We start from the raw sequence: 352 nt of genomic DNA on the forward strand, positions 1-352 counted from the left end.
GATGTTTCGCAGCTTCTTCCGTTAACTCCTCATACATCAGCACTTGCCATGGTTCAAGAAGGTTTGGCTGTGAGACACCAATGACATAGTCTACTTCCTTCTCTTCCTTTGCCTCCTTCTCGGTATTCTTGTAATGAAGCAATAATGGGAGTAAGCAACAGACGCTTAATCCAATCATTATATTTGTATATATCCTTTTTTTAGTCATTACTCTTTACTCCACTCTTATAAACCATCGGTGAAATGCCGATCACCTTCTTGAAGGCACTGCAAAAGTAATGCTGAGTACTATACCCGACCATATCAGCCACTTCATAGATTTTTAGATAAGGGTCCTTTATCAGCAGTAGGG

The 352-nt window shown here is 40.3% G+C and carries 2 protein-coding genes; both read right to left on the reverse strand.

What is annotated here, in order from left to right:
• The coding region (locus tag CVN76_RS02125; RefSeq protein WP_198512436.1) for a hypothetical protein at positions 1–208 on the reverse strand (208 nt) is incomplete at its 3' end.
• Positions 201–347: an AraC family transcriptional regulator gene (locus CVN76_RS32260; protein WP_442857534.1), complete on the reverse strand. Its 147-nt coding sequence runs from the start codon at positions 345–347 to the stop codon at positions 201–203. The genes CVN76_RS02125 and CVN76_RS32260, both read right to left, overlap by 8 nt.
• Positions 348–352: the final 5 nt, after the last annotated feature.

The sequence above is a fragment of the Bacillus sp. mrc49 genome (genome assembly GCF_002803435.1).